The organism is Mesorhizobium sp. M0633, assembly GCF_040320645.1.
In the GTDB taxonomy this organism is placed as follows: Bacteria; Pseudomonadota; Alphaproteobacteria; order Rhizobiales; family Rhizobiaceae; genus Mesorhizobium.
This window is the reverse complement of sequence record NZ_JAMYQC010000008.1, coordinates 132,208-148,211: the sequence shown is the minus strand read 5'-3', so window position 1 is coordinate 148,211 and position 16,004 is coordinate 132,208. Positions and strand designations below refer to the sequence as shown.

Here is a 16,004-nt window from a genome sequence, read left to right as displayed (position 1 = left end):
CTGCCGGTGAATGGTCGTGGCTGGCCAATCTGCTTCGCACAACATTATGAAATTATTGATGTTTCCTAACGCGCTTTAATCATTTCGAGGGTGTTTTCAGCTCTCGCCGTTAACGTTCCGCTCAAAGCCGGAACGAATCGGCGACGAATCAGAGATAGCCGAAGTTTCTTGGTTTGTTCACCGCAGCATGTTGTGTTGTGAACAGCTTTTCCACCTAGAATCCACAGGCTGCCGGGCGGTTTTTGCACAGGCTGCGAGTTTGCCGTTAACCTTTGCGTGCCGGATTGGGGCAGCGTGCTGCATCGAGATCTTGCAACGGGAAGACCGCTATAGAAACGGGCCGTTTTGCAGGCCCGTTCGTCCAAGCGCGTATCTGTCTCAACGTAAAGATAAACGATCAGGCGATGTACTGGCCGCCATTGGCTGATATGGTCGAGCCGGTGATGAAACCGGCATCGTCGGAAGCGAGGAAGACGACGCAGCGCGCGATTTCCTCCGGCTCGCCGAGACGGCCGACCGGGATGTGCGGGATGACGCGCTCGTTGAGGACCTTCTCGTCCATTGCCTTGACCATCTCGGTGGCGATGTACCCGGGGCAAATGACGTTGACGGTGATGCCGGCGCGCGCGCCTTCCTGGGCCAGTGCCTTGGTGAAGCCGATATCGCCGGCCTTCGAGGCCGAATAATTGACCTGGCCGGCCTGGCCTTTCTGGCCGTTGATCGAGGAGATGGTGATGATGCGACCGAACTTGCGGTCGCGCATGCCGCCCCACAACGGATGCGTCATGTTGAAGACGCCGGAAAGGTTGGTGTCGAGGACCTCTTTCCATTGCTCGCGCGTCATCTTGTGGAACATCGCGTCGCGAGTGATGCCGGCATTGTTGACCAGCACCGAGACGGGACCGAGATCGGCTTCGATCTGTTTGATGCCGGCGGCGCAGGCCTCGTAGTCGGCGACCGACCATCTATAGACCGGGATGCCGGTCGCGGCCTTGAACTTTGCCGCCGCTTCCTCATTGCCGGCGTAGTTTGCGGCGACCGAATAGCCGGCGCTTTTCAAGGCGACCGATATCGCCGCGCCGATGCCGCGCGACCCGCCTGTGACGATTGCAACCTTTGTCATGCGTTTCCCTCCCAGAGTGAATGGTGAATGGTGAATGGTTATTGCGTAAGCCCTCCGATCTTCCATTCACCATTCACCATTCACAATTTGCCATTCATCCCATTGCTTCCACGCACATGGCAACACCCATGCCGCCGCCGATGCACAGCGTGGCAAGGCCTTTCTTGGCACTTCTGCGGCGCATCTCGTAGACCAGCGTGTTGAAGATGCGGGCGCCCGAGGCGCCGACCGGATGGCCGATGGCGATGGCGCCGCCATTGACGTTGACGATGGCCGGATCCCAGCCCATGTCCTTGTTGACGGCGCAGGCCTGCGCGGCAAAGGCCTCGTTGGCTTCGACCAGATCGAGGTCGCCGACCGACCAGCCGGCCTTGGCCAGCGCCTTGCGCGAGGAGGGGATCGGTCCCGTCCCCATGATCTGCGGGTCGACACCGGCGGTCGCCCAGGAAACGATACGCACCAGCGGTGTGATGCCGCGCCTTGCGGCTTCCGCTTCGGTCATCAGCACCACGGCGGCGGCACCGTCGTTGATGCCGGAAGCATTGGCAGCAGTCACCGTGCCTTCCTTATCGAAGGCGGGCTTGAGCTTGGTCATGGCATCGATTGTCGCGCCGTGGCGGATGTATTCATCCTGGTCGACTACAGTGTCGCCCTTCCTGCCCTTGACTGTAAAGGCAACGATCTCGTCCTTGAATTTCCCGGCTTTCTGCGCGGCCTCGGCCTTGTTCTGGGAAGCCAGTGCGAACTGGTCCTGGTCGTCGCGGGTGATCTGGAACTGGCGGGCGACGTTCTCAGCGGTGTTGCCCATATGATAGCCATAGAAGGCATCGGTCAGGCCGTCCTTGATCATGGTGTCGATCAGCTTGAAATCGCCCATCTTGACGCCACCGCGCAGATGCTGTGCATGCGGAGCCATCGACATCGATTCCTGGCCGCCGGCAACGATGATCCTCGCGTCGCCCTGGGCGATCTGCTGCATGCCGAGCGCGATGGCGCGCAAGCCCGAGCCGCAGAGCTGGTTCAGGCCCCAGGAGGTCGCCTCCTGCGGTACGCCGGCAGCCATTGCCGCCTGCCGCGCCGGGTTCTGCCCTTGAGCCGCGGTCAGGATCTGGCCGAGGATGACCTCGTCCACCTCCTTGCCGTCGACGCCGGCACGGACCAGCGCTTCCCTGACGGCGACGGCACCCAATTCATGGGCTGGGGTGTTGGCGAAGGCGCCGTTGAAGGAGCCGACGGGCGTGCGCGCTGCACTGGCGACAACGATGGCGTTGGAAGCGGACATATTCTTCTCCAGGCTTTCGGGGAACGATTTCGGGTGCCGTCGGGGACTTTTCTTGCCCTTTCCACAACCCGAGTCAAACCCGAAATGGGCATGGCGTTCCTCCGCGGCAAGCAGGCCGCGCGTCGCTGCGATGACGGCCCATCCGTGCTGCGCAGCATAAAATGGTCCCGCACTGCACAAACTGCTTGGATTCATGACGCTTTTGCGCATATCCTTTAAAAAGGCGCAATCGTTACCGGCGGCTTACTTAAGCTGCCCGGTGTCCGGGGAGGATGCAGATGGCCGCAAAAGACGAACCTATTGTTATCAAGAAATATGCCAATCGCCGTCTCTACAATACGGGCACCAGCACCTATGTGACGCTCGAGGATCTCGCTGAAATGGTCAAAAGAGGCGAGGACTTTACTGTCCAGGACGCCAAGACCGGTGACGACATCACGCATCCGGTACTGACCCAGATCATCTTCGAGCTGGAGAACAAGGACGGGCAGAACATGCTGCCGATCCCGTTCCTGCGTCAGCTCATCGCCTATTACGGCGACCAGATGCAGATGATCGTGCCGAGCTTTCTCGAGCAGTCGATGCTGGCCTTCTCTAAGGAGCAGGAACGCTTTCGCGAGCAGATGAAAGATGCGCTCGGCAAGTCGCCGATGGACATGATGAAGATCGCGACACCAATCAAGGTGCTGGAGGAGCAGACGCGGCGCAACATGGAAATGTTCCAGAACGCCATGCGGCTGTTCACGCCGTTCCCGCCCGCGGGCTCGGCGCCGGCAGCAGCGCCGGCCGAACCGGCCAGGAAGGAAACGCCGGAAAAACCCGACGACCTCCAGGAGCTGAAGGAGCAGATCGCCGCGATGCAGCGTAAGCTCGACACGATGTCCTGACTGCCGGCTGGCGAAGTGCAGCGTCGAACCTCTCTTCAGGTGCCGCTGAGACTTCGCAAGCAGCGCGGCTAGAGCTGCTCCGGCAGCGGTCCCTGGTAGCGGGCGCGTGGCCGGATCAGGCCGTTGCTCGTCACCTGCTCCACGGCATGCGCGGCCCAGCCGACGCTGCGGCCGAGTGCGAACAGGCGGAACGGCGCATCGGACGGCAAACGGAGGCCGCGCGTCAGCGCAGCCAAGGCGAAATCGACGTTCGGGCGCATGCCCGTTGCCGCAAAGGCCACATCGCAAAGCCGTAACAGCCCATCATCGACATCTATCGCGGCCAGCAACGGTTCCGCACGCGGATCGCCGTCGGGATAAAGCGGATGGCCAAATCCGGGCAGCGGCCTGTCGTGACCGAGCCAGCGTCCGACAGCCGCATCCGGCCCCAATCTCTGCGCATCCTCCGCCAGCATCATGACCGCCTCCGCGGCGCCGCCATGACGCGGCCCGGAGAGCGTGGCGAGGCCGGCAAGCAGGCAGGCCGAAACAGGTGCGCCGGTGGACGCGGCGACCCGTGCGGCGAAGGTCGATGCGTTCAATTCGTGATCGGCCAACAGCACGAGCGAGCGGCGGATCAAGTCTGCGCCGGCCGCATCAAGCGACCATCCCTGCGCCAGCCTTTCGTGCACGGCACCAGTTCCGGGAATCGCGCCGAGCGCCTGGGCCAAAGCGGCGATGGCGCCGGCCGCATCGTGGTTGAGCGAAGCCGATCTTCGGCCGAGCGAAGGCCGGCCGTTGGCCGCCAACGCGGCCAATTCCGCGAAGGCAGCCGGCCGGCCAGTTGCGCCGTTGCCATGGCGGCTCGCCGAGACGAACGACACTGGTGCGCCAGATGCCCAAAGCAGGTTTGCCGTCTGCTCCAGCGTGGCAGCCTCGCAGAGAGCAACCGCATCCTGGCCGCGATAGACAAGGCGGCCATGCAAAACGGTCGAGATCGTGGTGGCGATCGCCGGCTCACCCCAGGCAATTGCACTTTCGGCGATTGCCTGGGGATTTCGGCCACGAGCCCGGCGGCTCGCCAGCGCCGCGATATCGTCGGCGCGATACTGGCTGCGGCGTGGATCCGCCCGGTCCGGCCGCACGCCGATGCGTCCGCGGCTGACATAGGCATAGAGGGTCTGGGCTCGCACCTTGAGACGCTCCAGGGCTTCGTCCCGCGTCAGCCACTCCGTCATGTCAGCCTTGTCATGTTGATTCCGTTGATCAAGATTGATGGTCCAGTCACCAACCCTTATCTTCCACCCGGAAAGGGTCAAGGAGAAAACCAATGGCGAATGGGCTCGATGATGTGGTGGCGGCGGAAACGGTGCTCTCCGATGTTGACGGTCTTGGTGGCCGCCTGACCATCCGGGGCCATTCGTTGCCCGAACTGGCAGGCCGCTGGAAATACGCCGAGGTGGTTCATCTGCTGTTCGACGGCTTTTTCGACGATCTTCCCGACGGCAGGGAGCTGGCGAACGCGATCGGTCGGGCGCGCAGCGAAGTGTTCGAGCAGATCAAACCCTTGCTGCCGTTTCTCGCATCCGTCGATATCTACAGCGCGATGCGCGCCGGTATTGCCCTGCTGCCGGATGGTGACAAATTGTCGGACGCGCTGCGGCTGGTTGCGGCACCTGCCGTGCTGACGCCGGCCTTGCTGCGCTTGCAGCGCGGCGAAAGCCCGATTGCGCCCGATAGCAAGGCCGATCATGCAGCCGACATGCTGCGGATGCTGACCGGCATTGTGGCCTCGCCTAAATTGGCGAAGGCGCTCGATGCCTATCTCGTGACGGTTTGCGACCACGGCCTCAACGCATCGACCTTCGCCGCGCGCGTGGTCGCTTCGACGCAGGCCGGGCTTACTTCGGCGGTGCTGGCCGGGCTCGGAGCGCTCAAGGGGCCGCTGCATGGCGGCGCGCCAGGTCCGGTGATCGAGATGCTGGATGCGATCGAGGTGCATGGCGACGCCGCCGGCTGGCTGCGTGGCGAGATCGCGCGTGGCGGCCGCATCATGGGCTTCGGCCATCGCATCTATCGCGTGCGCGATCCGCGTGCCGACGTGCTGAAAGCCGTCGTGCGCCAGCTCGGCGCCGAGGGCGAAAGCGGCCACCGGCTGGCCTTCGCCGAAAGCGTGGAGCAGGCGGCGCTCGAAGTGCTCCGCATCGCCAAGCCGTCACGCTCGCTCCAGACCAACGTCGAGTTCTTCACAGCGCTCCTGCTGGAAGCGGCGGGCTTTCCGAAAGAGGCGTTCACCAATGTCTTTGCTGCCGGGCGCGTCGCCGGCTGGATTGCCCATGCGCGCGAGCAGCAAACGAGCGGACGGCTGATCCGGCCGCAGTCGCGCTATATCGGGACGGTGCCGGACCTCGTCGCCTGACGAGCTTTCAGCGCATGCTTTGCGAAACGAGGCGACGACCTCTCTTAGGGGACGAGAGAGGTCTACATGACAAAAATTTCATGTCATTGCTCCACACATCCGCTGTTCTTGGGTGACAGAGAGCCTATATGCTGCAGTGCAGCATGGTTCCACGGGAGCCCGCCTCGAAAGGAATAAAGCCGCCTTGACCGCCAGAAAAACCGCCATCGTCACCGGTTCCACCTCGGGCATCGGCCTGGCCATTGCCCACGCGCTCGCGGCCGAAGGCTGCAACGTCGTCGTCAATTCCTTTTCCGACACCGCCGACGACCGCGCCATCGCAGACGCGATCGCGAAGCACCACAAGGTGAAGACCGCCTATGTCAAAGCCGACATGTCGAAGCCGGCCGAGTGCCGGGCTTTGGTGGCGAAGGCAGCCGAGGCATTCGGCTCGGTCGACATCCTGATCAACAATGCCGGCATCCAGCATGTCGCGCCGGTGGAAAGCTTCCCGATCGAGAAGTGGGATGCGATCATCGCCATTAACCTGTCATCGGCCTTCCACACCATCGCAGCCGCCATCCCGTTGATGAAACAGGCCGGTGGCGGCCGGATCGTCAACGTCGCCTCGGCCCACGGCCTTGTCGCCTCGCCGTTCAAGTCGGCCTATGTCTCGGCCAAGCATGGCATTATGGGCTTGACCAAGACTGTCGCCCTGGAACTGGCGCGCGACAAGATCACCTGCAATGCCATTTGTCCGGGCTATGTGTTGACGCCGCTGGTCGAGGCGCAGATCCCCGACCAGATGAAGGCCAACAAGATGGACCGCGAGACGGTGGTCCGTGAGGTAATGCTCGAAAAGCAACCGACCAAGGAGTTCGTCACCGTCGAGCAGGTTGCGGCGGCCGCGGTGTTCCTATGCTCGGATGCGGCGGCGCAGATCAACGGCGCGCACATCTCTGTCGATGGCGGCTGGACCGCTCAGTGAGGCTTCCAGCGGTCAAGGGCCACGCCATGCCGAAAAATGGCAAGGCGGAAGAGCCAAAGAAGATCAATGTCGCGCTGCAAGGCGGCGGTTCGCACGGGGCGTTTTCCTGGGGCGTGCTCGATCGGCTGCTCGAGGACGGGCGCCTCGACATAACGGCGGTTTCGGGCACCAGCGCCGGCGCCATGAATGCCGTGGCGCTGGCCGACGGCTTTGTCCGCGGCGGTGTCGAGGGCGCGCGGCGGAAGCTCGACGATTTCTGGCGTGCGGTGGCGGCAAAGGGCCGCTTCAGCCCGGTACAGCGCATGCCTTGGGACGTCGCCTGGGGCAATTGGTCGATCGAGAACACGCCCGGCTATTTCCTGTTCGATACGATGTCTCGGGTATTTTCGCCCTATGTCGCCAATCCGCTCGCCATCAATCCGCTGCGCGACGTGGTCGAACGTGAGATCGATTTCGACAATGTGCGCGCCTGCAAGTCGATGGAACTGTTCATTTCCGCTACCAATGTCGAGACCGGCCAGTTGCGGGTCTTCTCGGACGGCGAGATCGACCTCGACACGGTGATGGCGTCGGCCTGCTTGCCGCAATTGTTCCGTGCCGTCGAGATCAAGGGCGTGCCCTATTGGGATGGCGGTTATGGCGGCAACCCGGCACTGTTCCGTTCTTCAAGACGGCGGCCACCGAGGACGTGCTTTTGGTGCAGATCAATCCGGTGGTCCGCGAGGGAACGCCGAAGAGCGCCAATGAGATCCAGAACCGCATCGACGAGATCACCTTCAATGCCGGGCTGTTGCGCGAATTCCGCTCGATCGCCTTCGTCAAGGAACTGATCGCCGCCGGCCGATTGCCGCACGGCGAATATCGCGACATCCGCATGCACCGCATCGATGCCGACGAAGCGTTCAAGGATCTGTCGGCATCGTCCAAGGTCAATGCCGAATGGGCGTTCCTTGCCTATCTGCGCGACCTCGGCCGCACCGCAGCCAGTGATTGGCTGGAAGAAAATTATGACGCCGTCGGCAAGCGGCCGACGATCGATCTGTCCGGCGAACTCGACGACGGCTTGAAGCCGGTGACCGGGCCGGCGCCGGGCCGGCGGGTCAAGGAATTTCTTGCGGCGCGCAAGCAGCCCGAGGCCGCCCGCCGTCCGGCCTAGCTGCTTCGCAAGCAGATGGCATTCGCAATCCGTCAATCATCCTGACACTTGCTGCCATACCGCTGTTTTGGCGATCAACAGCCGATGCTGCAGCCGCATCTTTGCGGACAAAGCAACAACCCATCAACTTTTCTGACTATATTGCGCTGCAACTTTGAGGTAGAAGCGCGCTTCGCCGATCACGGCAATTTGAATACGGCCTCGCGCGCACCCATATCGGCGACGCGCCCCAAGTAGAAGATGCGGCCTGGCCGAACCCCGCGCACTGGAAAAATGACGATGCCGAAATTCAGGTTTCACAAGCTTGCAGCCATTGTTGTGCTCATCGGGTTCGCCGGCTGGATGGCGACAGGCGAGTTCTCGTCCGTCGGCAGCGCGTCCGCCGACAACAAGCCCAAGGCAGGAGAGGTCGAGCAGCCCAAGGCAGCCGACGCAGGCAAGCCCCAAGCTGGCGAACAGGGGGCTGCCAAACCGGGGACTGCCGAGGCGGAACAGCCCAAGGCGCCGTTGCGCACGGTCGCGGTCATAACCCCGCCGCGGCGCACCTATGCACGCGCTATCCGCATTTCCGGACTGACCGAAGCCGACAAGCGCGCCGTCCTGGCGACACGCGTCGCCGGCGTCATCGACAAGCTGCCGGTCAAGCAGGGCCAGCACGTCAAGACCGGCGACCTGATCCTGATGCTTGCCGCCGAGGAAAAAATCTCGGCGGTCGACAATGCCAAGCAGCTTGTCGTGCAACGTGAGGCAGAGCTGGCAGCTGCCCTGCGGCTGATGAAAACCGGCAATCTGCCCAAGTTGCAGCTCGATACAACCCGCTCCAACCTGACGCTGGCCAAGTCGCAACTGGACGCAGCGCAAGCCGAGCTCGACCGCAACGAGGTGAAGGCGCCCTTCGACGGCGTCATCGACCGGGTGCCGGTGGAGCTTGGCAGTTCCGTGATGCAGGGCGGCGAGGTGGCGACCATTCTCAAGCTCGATCCGGTGATCGCACGCGGCGAAGTCAGCGAACGCGATCTCGGCTATCTGAAGATCGGTGACGAAGCCAATGTGCGCCTGGTCAGTGGCCAGACCGTCAAGGGTACGGTGCGCTACATCAGCCGGGATGCATCTTCGGCAACCCGTACCTTTCGGGTTGAAGTCGCTATCCCCAATGCCGATGGGTCCGTACCGGCCGGCATGACGGCAGAAATCGCGCTCAGCGCCCAGCCGACCGACGCCGTGATGCTGCCGCGCTCGGTGGTGACGCTCGGCGACAAGGGCGACCTCGGCATCCGCGCCGTCGACAAGGATGACAAGGTCGTGTTCTTCCCGATCGATCTGGTCGACGACACGCCAACCGGCCTGGTGCTCGGCGGCATTGCGGCCGACGCCCGCATCATCGTCGCCGGCCAGGAGCTGGTGAAGGAAGGCGAGGTGGTCAAGCCGGTCGCAGCCGACCAGGCGACCATCCAAAAGCTGTTGGGCGAAGCGACGGCCGGGACGCAGTAATCATGGACATCGTCAAACTTGCTATCAGCAATGCCCGGCTGACCATTGCGGTCCTGGTCTTTCTCATCCTTGCCGGTGCGGTCGCCTACCAGTCGACGCCGAAGGAAGCGGAACCGGACGTTCCGATTCCGATGATGTATGTCAGCCTGATCTACCAGGGCATCTCGCCGGAAGACTCCGAGCGCCTCCTGCTGCGGCCGATGGAAGCCAAGCTGAAGAGCCTGAAAGGCCTCAAGGAGATGCGCTCGGCCGCCTTCCAGGGCGGCGGTTATGTGCTGGTCGAATTCCAGCCACAGACGGATCTCGCCACCGCGCTGCAGGACACACGCAGCAAGGTGCAGGACGGCAAGGCCGACCTGCCGCAAGCGGCTGAGGAGCCCGTGGTCTCCGAGGTCAATATCTCCGAGTTCCCCGTCCTGGTCGTGACGCTGTCGGGCGAGGTGCCCGAGCGCGTGCTGACGGCGGCGGCGCGCGAGCTGCGCGACCGCATCGAGGAAGTGCCTGGCGTGCTCGAGGGCTCGCTGCAGGGTGCGCGCGACGACCTCGTCGAAGTGGTCATCGATCCGATGAAGCTGTCTTCCTACGGGCTGCAGCTCGACCAGTTGATCGGTGCGGTCGGCGCTTCCAACAGTCTTGTCGCCGCCGGCAACATCGAAGGATCCGAGGGCAAATACGCGGTCAAGGTGCCCTCGCTTATCGAGACACCGGAGGATGTGGCGGCGCTTCCGGTCGTCGCCGGCCCCAATGCGGTGGTGCAGGCCAAGGACATTGCCACCATCCGCTCCACATTCAAGGACGCCGAGACGGTCACCCGCCTCGACGGCAAGCCGGCGATCGCCATCGAGGTGAAGAAGCGCATCGGCTCCAACCTGATCGATACGATTGGCAAGGTCAGGGAGGTGTCCGACGCCTTCATCAAGACGATGCCGGAGGGCATGCACGTCACCTACACGCAAGACAAGTCCGTCTTCGTGAACCAGTTGCTCGGCGACCTGCAGAACCACGTGATGATCGCCGTCATCCTGGTGTTCATCGTCATTCTCTACGCGCTGTCTGGCCGTGCCTCGCTGCTGATCGGATTGGCCATCCCCTCGTCCTTCCTGATCGGCATCCTGTTGCTGGCAATGATGGGCTACACGATCAACATGATCGTGCTGTTCAGCCTCATCCTGGCGGTCGGCATGCTGGTCGACGACGCCATCATCGTCACCGAATTCGCCGAGCGACGCATGAGCGAGGGCATGCCGAAGGAGCAAGCGTTCGCGCTTGCCGCCAAGCGCATGGCCGGCCCGGTCATCGCGGCGACGATGACGCGCATTGCCGCCTTCTCGCCGCTGTTGTTCTGGCCGGGCATTATCGGCGACTTCATGAAATACATGCCGATCACGCTGATCGTGACGCTCTCGGCCTCGATGCTCTATGCGCTGGTCTTCGCGCCGACGCTGGGCGCGATATTTGCCAAGGCGCCGGCCCATCACCCCGACGACAATCGCGACGGCTGGTACATGGCCGTGGTCAAGCAGGCGGTGCATTATCCCATCACCGTGCTTGTCCTCACTGTGGCGCTGTTGTTCGGCGTCGGCTACGCCTATTCGAAATTCGGCGCCGGCGTCGAATTCTTCCCGAATGTCGAGCCTGACTACGGCCTGCTCTATGTCCACGCCCGCGGCAATCTTTCGCTTGCCGAAATGGACGCGGCCACCAAGACCGCGGAAAATCGGCTGCTCGGTTGGCCGGGCGTGAAGTCTGTCTATACCCGTGTCGGCAAGACGCAGGGCGGCGGCCAGGATGTTCCGGAAGACGTGGTTGGCGTGATCCAGTACGAATTCGTCGACTGGCGCGAGCGTAAATCGGCGAACTCAATCCTGGACGAACTGCGCGGCGTGATGGCTGGCATTCCCGGTGTCGACGTCGAGGTTCGCGTGCCGGAAGCCGGCCCGCCTACAGGCAAGCCGATCCAGATCAGGCTTTCGGCCGTAGATCCGAAGGGCCTTGACGACAAGGCCCGCGCGGTCGCCGCGCGCATTGCCAAGGTGCCCGGCGTCATCGATATTTCCGACGGTCTGGCGCCGCCCGGCGTTGACTGGGCGCTCGAGGTCGATCGCGCCAAGGCGGCGCAGTACGGCATCAGCCCAACCGCGGTCGGGACGGTCGTGCAACTGGTGACCAACGGGCTGAAGCTCAGCGAATACCGGCCCGCCGGCGCCGACGATGCAGTCGACATCAGGCTGCGCCTGCCCGAGGATCGGCGCACGCTGTCAACGCTCGACGAACTGCGGGTGCAGACCGCGCAAGGCTCGGTGCCGATCTCGAACTTCGTCGTGCGCAAGCCGGAGCCGACGGTCGGTATCCTCAACCGCATCGACGGCGCGCGAACTGTGGTCGTCCAGGCCAACGTCGCTGCCGGCGCCCAGGTGGCAGCCGTCCAGCAGGAGGTCACCAAAGCTGTCGCCGACATGAACCTCGGCAGCGGCATTCGCTGGAAGCTTGCCGGCTCGAATGAGGACAGCGCGGAGGCCGGCGCCTTCCTCAGCAAAGCCTTCGGTGCGGCGATCTTCCTGATTTTCATCGTGCTTCTGGCGCAGTTCAACAAGTTCACCAGCGTCTGGCTGGTGCTGTCCTGCGTGGTCATGGCGACGATCGGCGTGTTCCTCGGGCTGCTGCTGACGGGAGAGGCATTCGGCATCGTCATGTCGGGCATCGGTGTCATCGCGCTGGCCGGGGTGGTGGTGAACAACAACATCGTGCTGATCGACACCTATGACCGGTTGCGCGAAGAGGGCTGGGACAAATACGAAGCCGTGCTGCAGACCTGCCGCGAGCGTGCCCGCCCGGTGGTGCTGACGGCGGTATCGGCGATCCTCGGCGTGCTGCCGATCGCCTTCGGCCTCGGCCTCGAAATCTTCCATCACGAGACGACGATCAACGCGCCGTCGACGCAATGGTGGATTTCGCTGTCTTCGGCGATCGTCTTCGGGCTGTCCTTCGCCACCGTGCTGACGCTGGTGGTGACGCCGTCGATGCTGATGGTGTTCACTCGCGCCAAGGTCAAACCCGGTGCGCGTCGTGGCTGGTTCAGTCGCCTGTTGGGGCGTCGAAAGGCCGAAATCCCGTCGAAAGGCCTGGACGCCGATCTGGGCGCCGAACCGGCGATCGCCTTCCCGAAGGCCGCCGAATAGAGTCCGGATCGCCGTCCTGATCAAGCAAAGGCCGCCCGGGAACAATGGGCGGCCTTCTGCATTGTTCCGTCATTGCAACCTCAAAGCGAGGATTTTCTGATGACGATCAGCACCATTCTCATCATTATCCTTATTCTTATTCTGATCGGCGCGGTTCCGGCGTGGCCGCATTCCCGGTCCTGGGGTTACGGACCATCCGGCATCGTCGGCGTCATTCTGATCGTTGTCCTGGTGCTGCTGTTGATGGGCCGGATCTGACCGCAATCATTGGTCGTGACAAGCGGCGGATGACCATCTGGCCATCCGCCTTTTTTTGGTTTGTTGTTAGGCAACTTTTTGCGTCGTCTTGAGCGTGGCGATGCCGATATCCTCGAGCGCTTCCGACACTGCATTTTCCAGGGGCGTGTGCGGGATCGTACCGATAACGCTTTCCAGCCTGCCTGAAACCAGCCGGTGCGGCTCGAAGCGGAGATAGGACATCGAAACGATCTCGCGCCACATCGCCACGAACGGGCCGCCGGCACGCAGCACCCACCACGGCATCGACGTCAGTTTCAGCGTGCGTCCGAGCGCCTTCTCCGCGGCCGCCTTGATGTCCAGATCGGTCACCGCATGGCCAGGAAAGTTCAGCGCCTCGTAGGAGCCGAGCTTGTCGAGATTGTCAGCCAGCCCGACGAAGGCCTTGGCTAGGTCGGGCAGATAGGCCCATTCATGCACGAGATCGACCGGCCCTGGGGCGGTATAGACACCCTTGGTTATCTTGGCGGCAACAACCAGATCGAACCACGATCCGCTGCCGCTGCCGCCGAAGAAATCACCAGCGCGCAGCAGGATCGTGCGCACCCGACCCGCATCGGCCTCGCGGCGAAACAGATCTTCCATGGCGACGCGGATGCGGCCCTTTTCCGTTGTCGGGCGAAACGGCGTGTCTTCGGCGATCACCGCCGGCATCGGCGAGCCGTAATTGTAGACGGTGCCCGGGAAGAGATGCAGCGCGCCGTTCGCCCGGCAGGCAGCCATCACATTCTCGGCCATCGGCAGGCATTTGCTCCAGTCGGTGTAGAGCGGGTTGAGGCCGTTGAAAATGATATCGACGCCTTCGGTCGCGCGGATCAGCGCAGCACGGTCGAGCGCGTCGCCGGCGATCGCCGTGGCGCCTTTGAGCTCGGCCGGCACCTTGCCGCTGCGGGTGATGGCACGGACATCGTAGCCGGCATCGAGGAAGGCCTTGGCGACCGTGCGGCCGAGGCGGCCATTGGCGCCGAGAATTGCGATCGTGGTCATTGTTCGTCTCCGTGTTGCGTTACGACCCCAATATTGTCTCTTCGCAAACGAATGAAAATTGACTACGATTGGCGATATGATATTCAATTTTGAATGGATATTGACTGGAACCTGATCAAGAGTTTCGTCACCGTGGCGGAGACCGGCAGCCTGTCGGCCGCCGCGCGAAAACTTGCCGCGAGCCAGCCGACGCTCGGCCGCCACATCACCGAGCTGGAACAGGCGCTCGGTGTCACGCTCTTCCGGCGCGGGCGGCGTGGCTACGCGCTCACGGAAGCGGGCAACACGCTCTTTGAACGGGGCCGCGCGGTGAGCGAGCAGGCGAGCGCCTTTTCGCTGCTGGCGCTGGGATCGGTCGAGGCGATAGAGGGTACGGTGCGCATTGCCGCCAGCGAAGTGGTGGCGGCCTATGTGCTGCCGGAAATCACAGCGAGGCTTGGGTTCGAGGAGCCGGGCATCGAAGTCGAGATCGTCGCCTCGAACCAGGTCGAGAATCTGCTGCGTCGCGACGCCGATATCGCCATCCGCATGGTCAAGCCGGCGCAGAATGAACTGGTCGCGCGCAAGGTGACCGACATTCCGCTCCGCGCCTGCGCGGCAAAATCCTACCTCGACCGGCGTGGCCGTCCGCGCGAGGCCCGCGATCTTGCCGGCCATGATCTGGTCGGCTTCGACCGCAGCGATGAAATCATTCGCGGCTTCGCCCAGTTCGGCGTCGCGCTCGCCCGCAATGCCTTCCGCTTCAGGACCGATAATCAGATCGTGCTGTGGGAAGCGGTGCGGGCGGGAAACGGCATCGGCTTTGGCCAGGAGCCGCTCGCCGACCGTGATCCGCTGGTCGAGACAGTGCTGCCGGGTCTCCCGCTGCCGACGCTGCCGGTGTGGCTGGCCATGCACCGCGACGTGCGTACCAGCGTCCGCATCCGCCGCGTCGCGGATTTCCTCTACGAAGAGTTCAAGCGCTATTCAGCCGGTGCAGGCTCGGCAGCGAATTCGGCGCGGTGAGCGAGGCCGGCCATCAACAGCACGACGACCAGCAGCCCGGACAGTGCGACGAAGATCGGGCCGAAGCTCGAGTGTTCGGCGATGAAGCCGATCGCCGACGGCGCCACCAGAATGCCTGAGTAACCCATTGTGGTGACGACGCTCATGCCTGTGCCGGACGCCATGCCTTCCTGGTTGCCGCCGGCCGAAAAAATGATCGGCACCATGTTGGCAATGCCGAGGCCGCAAAAAGCGAAGGCGGCAATGGCCAGCCAAGGCGAGGGAGCCAGCCCGGCCACCAGCATGCCGGCAGCAGCGGCAAGGGCCGAGGCGCGCAACGTCGTAACGGCACCGAAACGGTTGCGGACGCCATCGCCGAGAAAGCGCATGATGGCCATGACTCCGGAAAAGGCGGCATAGGCCAGGCCTGCGATGGCAAGATCGGCGCCGAGCTCCTGCCTGAGATACAGCGCCGCCCAGTCGAGTACCGCACCTTCGGAGATCATCGTCAGCAGCGCCATCAGCCCAACCAGATAGACCAGCGGGTTTGCCGGCAGCGCGAGTTTGTGATGCTCGGCGACTGGGTGCTTGTCCTCGGCGATCAGGTAGCGGATCGCGACGGCGATGACGGCAAAGGCAAGAGCCGTCACCACTGTCGCATGGGCGAGGTGACCGTAGTTCTGGATGGCGAAACCGCCCAAAGCGCCGCCAGCGAAACCGCCAAGGCTCCAGAAGCCGTGCGAGGACGACATGATGGCACGGGACAGCCGCCGTTCGACTGCCACTGCGTTGGCATTCATGGCGACGTCCATGCCGCCGATCGAACCGCCGAAGATAAACATGGCGACGGCCGCAAGGGGCACGTTGGGGGCCAGAGCCACAACCAAAAGGCCGAAGCTGCCGGCAAGTCCGAACCAGCGCAGCACCGTGCGCGAGCCATGCTTCGAGATCAGATGGCCGCACCAGGTCATGGCAGTGACGGCGCCGGCACCGAACAACAGAATCAGCAAGCCGAGCGTGAACTTCGAAATGTCGAGTCGCGTCAGGAACACCGGGATCTGCGGCGCCCAACTGCCGGTCAAGAAGCCGTTGGCGAGGAAGATGCCGGCCACTGCCCAGCGTCCACGAATCGCGATCTGCGTGATTTTCTGCGCGTCCATCGGGTAGAATCCGGTCCGGAAATGGCGTTGCGCGGCAAATTAGATCGATTCAATTCACAGTCAAGCGCTCTTCGCCGAAAGTGCTTGGACCAG

Annotated in this window: 12 protein-coding genes and 1 pseudogene; 8 read left to right on the top strand and 5 right to left on the bottom strand. The window is 63.2% G+C overall.

Going from position 1 to position 16,004, the window contains the following annotated elements; genetic code table 11:
• Positions 1-397 precede the first annotated feature (397 nt).
• Both phbB and NKI47_RS11145 read right to left on the bottom strand, forming a co-directional pair.
• Entirely contained in the window at positions 398-1,123 is a 726-nt protein-coding gene (gene phbB, locus NKI47_RS11150; RefSeq protein ID WP_352572008.1) for an acetoacetyl-CoA reductase, read from the bottom strand.
• A gap of 94 nt (positions 1,124-1,217) precedes the next feature.
• On the bottom strand, positions 1,218-2,405 hold the full coding sequence (locus tag NKI47_RS11145) for an acetyl-CoA C-acetyltransferase (protein ID WP_352572007.1): 1,188 nt from the start codon (positions 2,403-2,405) through the stop codon (positions 1,218-1,220).
• A gap of 278 nt (positions 2,406-2,683) precedes the next feature.
• Between NKI47_RS11145 and phaR the strand changes: the two genes are divergently transcribed.
• The gene (phaR, locus tag NKI47_RS11140) at positions 2,684-3,292 is read left to right on the top strand and encodes a polyhydroxyalkanoate synthesis repressor PhaR (protein ID WP_023678449.1); all 609 of its coding nucleotides are present in this window, start codon (positions 2,684-2,686) and stop codon (positions 3,290-3,292) included.
• Positions 3,293-3,360: 68 nt separating this feature from the next.
• On the opposite strand, the gene NKI47_RS11135 is transcribed toward phaR, so the two are convergent.
• Positions 3,361-4,509, bottom strand: coding sequence for a citrate synthase (locus tag NKI47_RS11135; RefSeq protein WP_023678450.1), 1,149 nt, complete (start codon positions 4,507-4,509; stop codon positions 3,361-3,363).
• A 92-nt stretch (positions 4,510-4,601) separates the two neighbouring features.
• Here NKI47_RS11135 and NKI47_RS11130 point away from each other — a divergent pair, with 92 nt between their 5' ends.
• The 6 genes and pseudogenes from NKI47_RS11130 to NKI47_RS11105 all read left to right on the top strand — a co-directional run bounded on the left by NKI47_RS11130 (position 4,602) and on the right by NKI47_RS11105 (position 12,741).
• A complete protein-coding gene (locus tag NKI47_RS11130; protein WP_023678451.1) occupies positions 4,602-5,690 on the top strand; it encodes a citrate synthase/methylcitrate synthase in 1,089 nt (362 codons plus the stop codon).
• Positions 5,691-5,874: 184 nt separating this feature from the next.
• Positions 5,875-6,657, top strand: coding sequence for a 3-hydroxybutyrate dehydrogenase (locus NKI47_RS11125; protein WP_023678452.1), 783 nt, complete (start codon positions 5,875-5,877; stop codon positions 6,655-6,657).
• A 26-nt stretch (positions 6,658-6,683) separates the two neighbouring features.
• A pseudogene (locus NKI47_RS11120) lies at positions 6,684-7,813 on the top strand (patatin-like phospholipase family protein).
• Positions 7,814-8,092: 279 nt separating this feature from the next.
• Positions 8,093-9,304, top strand: a complete 1,212-nt coding sequence (locus NKI47_RS11115; protein WP_023678454.1) for an efflux RND transporter periplasmic adaptor subunit — start codon at positions 8,093-8,095, stop codon at positions 9,302-9,304.
• Between the two features lie 2 nt (positions 9,305-9,306).
• A complete protein-coding gene (locus NKI47_RS11110; RefSeq protein WP_023678455.1) occupies positions 9,307-12,483 on the top strand; it encodes an efflux RND transporter permease subunit in 3,177 nt (1,058 codons plus the stop codon).
• Positions 12,484-12,582: 99 nt separating this feature from the next.
• On the top strand, positions 12,583-12,741 hold the full coding sequence (locus NKI47_RS11105; RefSeq protein ID WP_023678456.1) for a DUF3309 family protein: 159 nt from the start codon (positions 12,583-12,585) through the stop codon (positions 12,739-12,741).
• 66 nt (positions 12,742-12,807) lie between these two features.
• Here NKI47_RS11105 and NKI47_RS11100 read toward each other — a convergent pair whose 3' ends face one another.
• Entirely contained in the window at positions 12,808-13,767 is a 960-nt protein-coding gene (locus tag NKI47_RS11100) for an NAD-dependent epimerase/dehydratase family protein (protein ID WP_023678457.1), read from the bottom strand.
• A gap of 93 nt (positions 13,768-13,860) precedes the next feature.
• Here NKI47_RS11100 and NKI47_RS11095 point away from each other — a divergent pair, with 93 nt between their 5' ends.
• Positions 13,861-14,772 carry a LysR family transcriptional regulator gene (locus NKI47_RS11095; protein ID WP_023678458.1) on the top strand — a complete coding sequence of 304 codons (912 nt, stop codon included), beginning with the start codon at positions 13,861-13,863 and terminating at the stop codon, positions 14,770-14,772.
• On the opposite strand, the gene NKI47_RS11090 is transcribed toward NKI47_RS11095, so the two are convergent.
• On the bottom strand, positions 14,730-15,911 hold the full coding sequence (locus NKI47_RS11090) for an MFS transporter (RefSeq protein ID WP_352589898.1): 1,182 nt from the start codon (positions 15,909-15,911) through the stop codon (positions 14,730-14,732). The two genes, NKI47_RS11095 and NKI47_RS11090, sit on opposite strands and share 43 nt — an antisense overlap.
• Between the last annotated feature and the right edge of the window lie 93 nt (positions 15,912-16,004).

Bases quoted from the DNA above. Each gene is read 5' to 3' on its own strand.
- phbB (WP_352572008.1), bottom strand. From the start codon at position 1,123: ATGACAAAGGTTGCAATCGTCACAGGCGGGTCGCGCGGCATCGGCGCG.
- NKI47_RS11145 (WP_352572007.1), bottom strand. From the start codon at position 2,405: ATGTCCGCTTCCAACGCCATCGTTGTCGCCAGTGCAGCGCGCACGCCC.
- phaR (WP_023678449.1), top strand. From the start codon at position 2,684: ATGGCCGCAAAAGACGAACCTATTGTTATCAAGAAATATGCCAATCGC.
- NKI47_RS11135 (WP_023678450.1), bottom strand. From the start codon at position 4,509: ATGACGGAGTGGCTGACGCGGGACGAAGCCCTGGAGCGTCTCAAGGTG.
- NKI47_RS11130 (WP_023678451.1), top strand. From the start codon at position 4,602: ATGGCGAATGGGCTCGATGATGTGGTGGCGGCGGAAACGGTGCTCTCC.
- NKI47_RS11115 (WP_023678454.1), top strand. From the start codon at position 8,093: ATGCCGAAATTCAGGTTTCACAAGCTTGCAGCCATTGTTGTGCTCATC.
- NKI47_RS11110 (WP_023678455.1), top strand. From the start codon at position 9,307: ATGGACATCGTCAAACTTGCTATCAGCAATGCCCGGCTGACCATTGCG.
- NKI47_RS11105 (WP_023678456.1), top strand. From the start codon at position 12,583: ATGACGATCAGCACCATTCTCATCATTATCCTTATTCTTATTCTGATC.
- NKI47_RS11100 (WP_023678457.1), bottom strand. From the start codon at position 13,767: ATGACCACGATCGCAATTCTCGGCGCCAATGGCCGCCTCGGCCGCACG.
- NKI47_RS11095 (WP_023678458.1), top strand. From the start codon at position 13,861: ATGGATATTGACTGGAACCTGATCAAGAGTTTCGTCACCGTGGCGGAG.
- NKI47_RS11090 (WP_352589898.1), bottom strand. From the start codon at position 15,911: ATGGACGCGCAGAAAATCACGCAGATCGCGATTCGTGGACGCTGGGCA.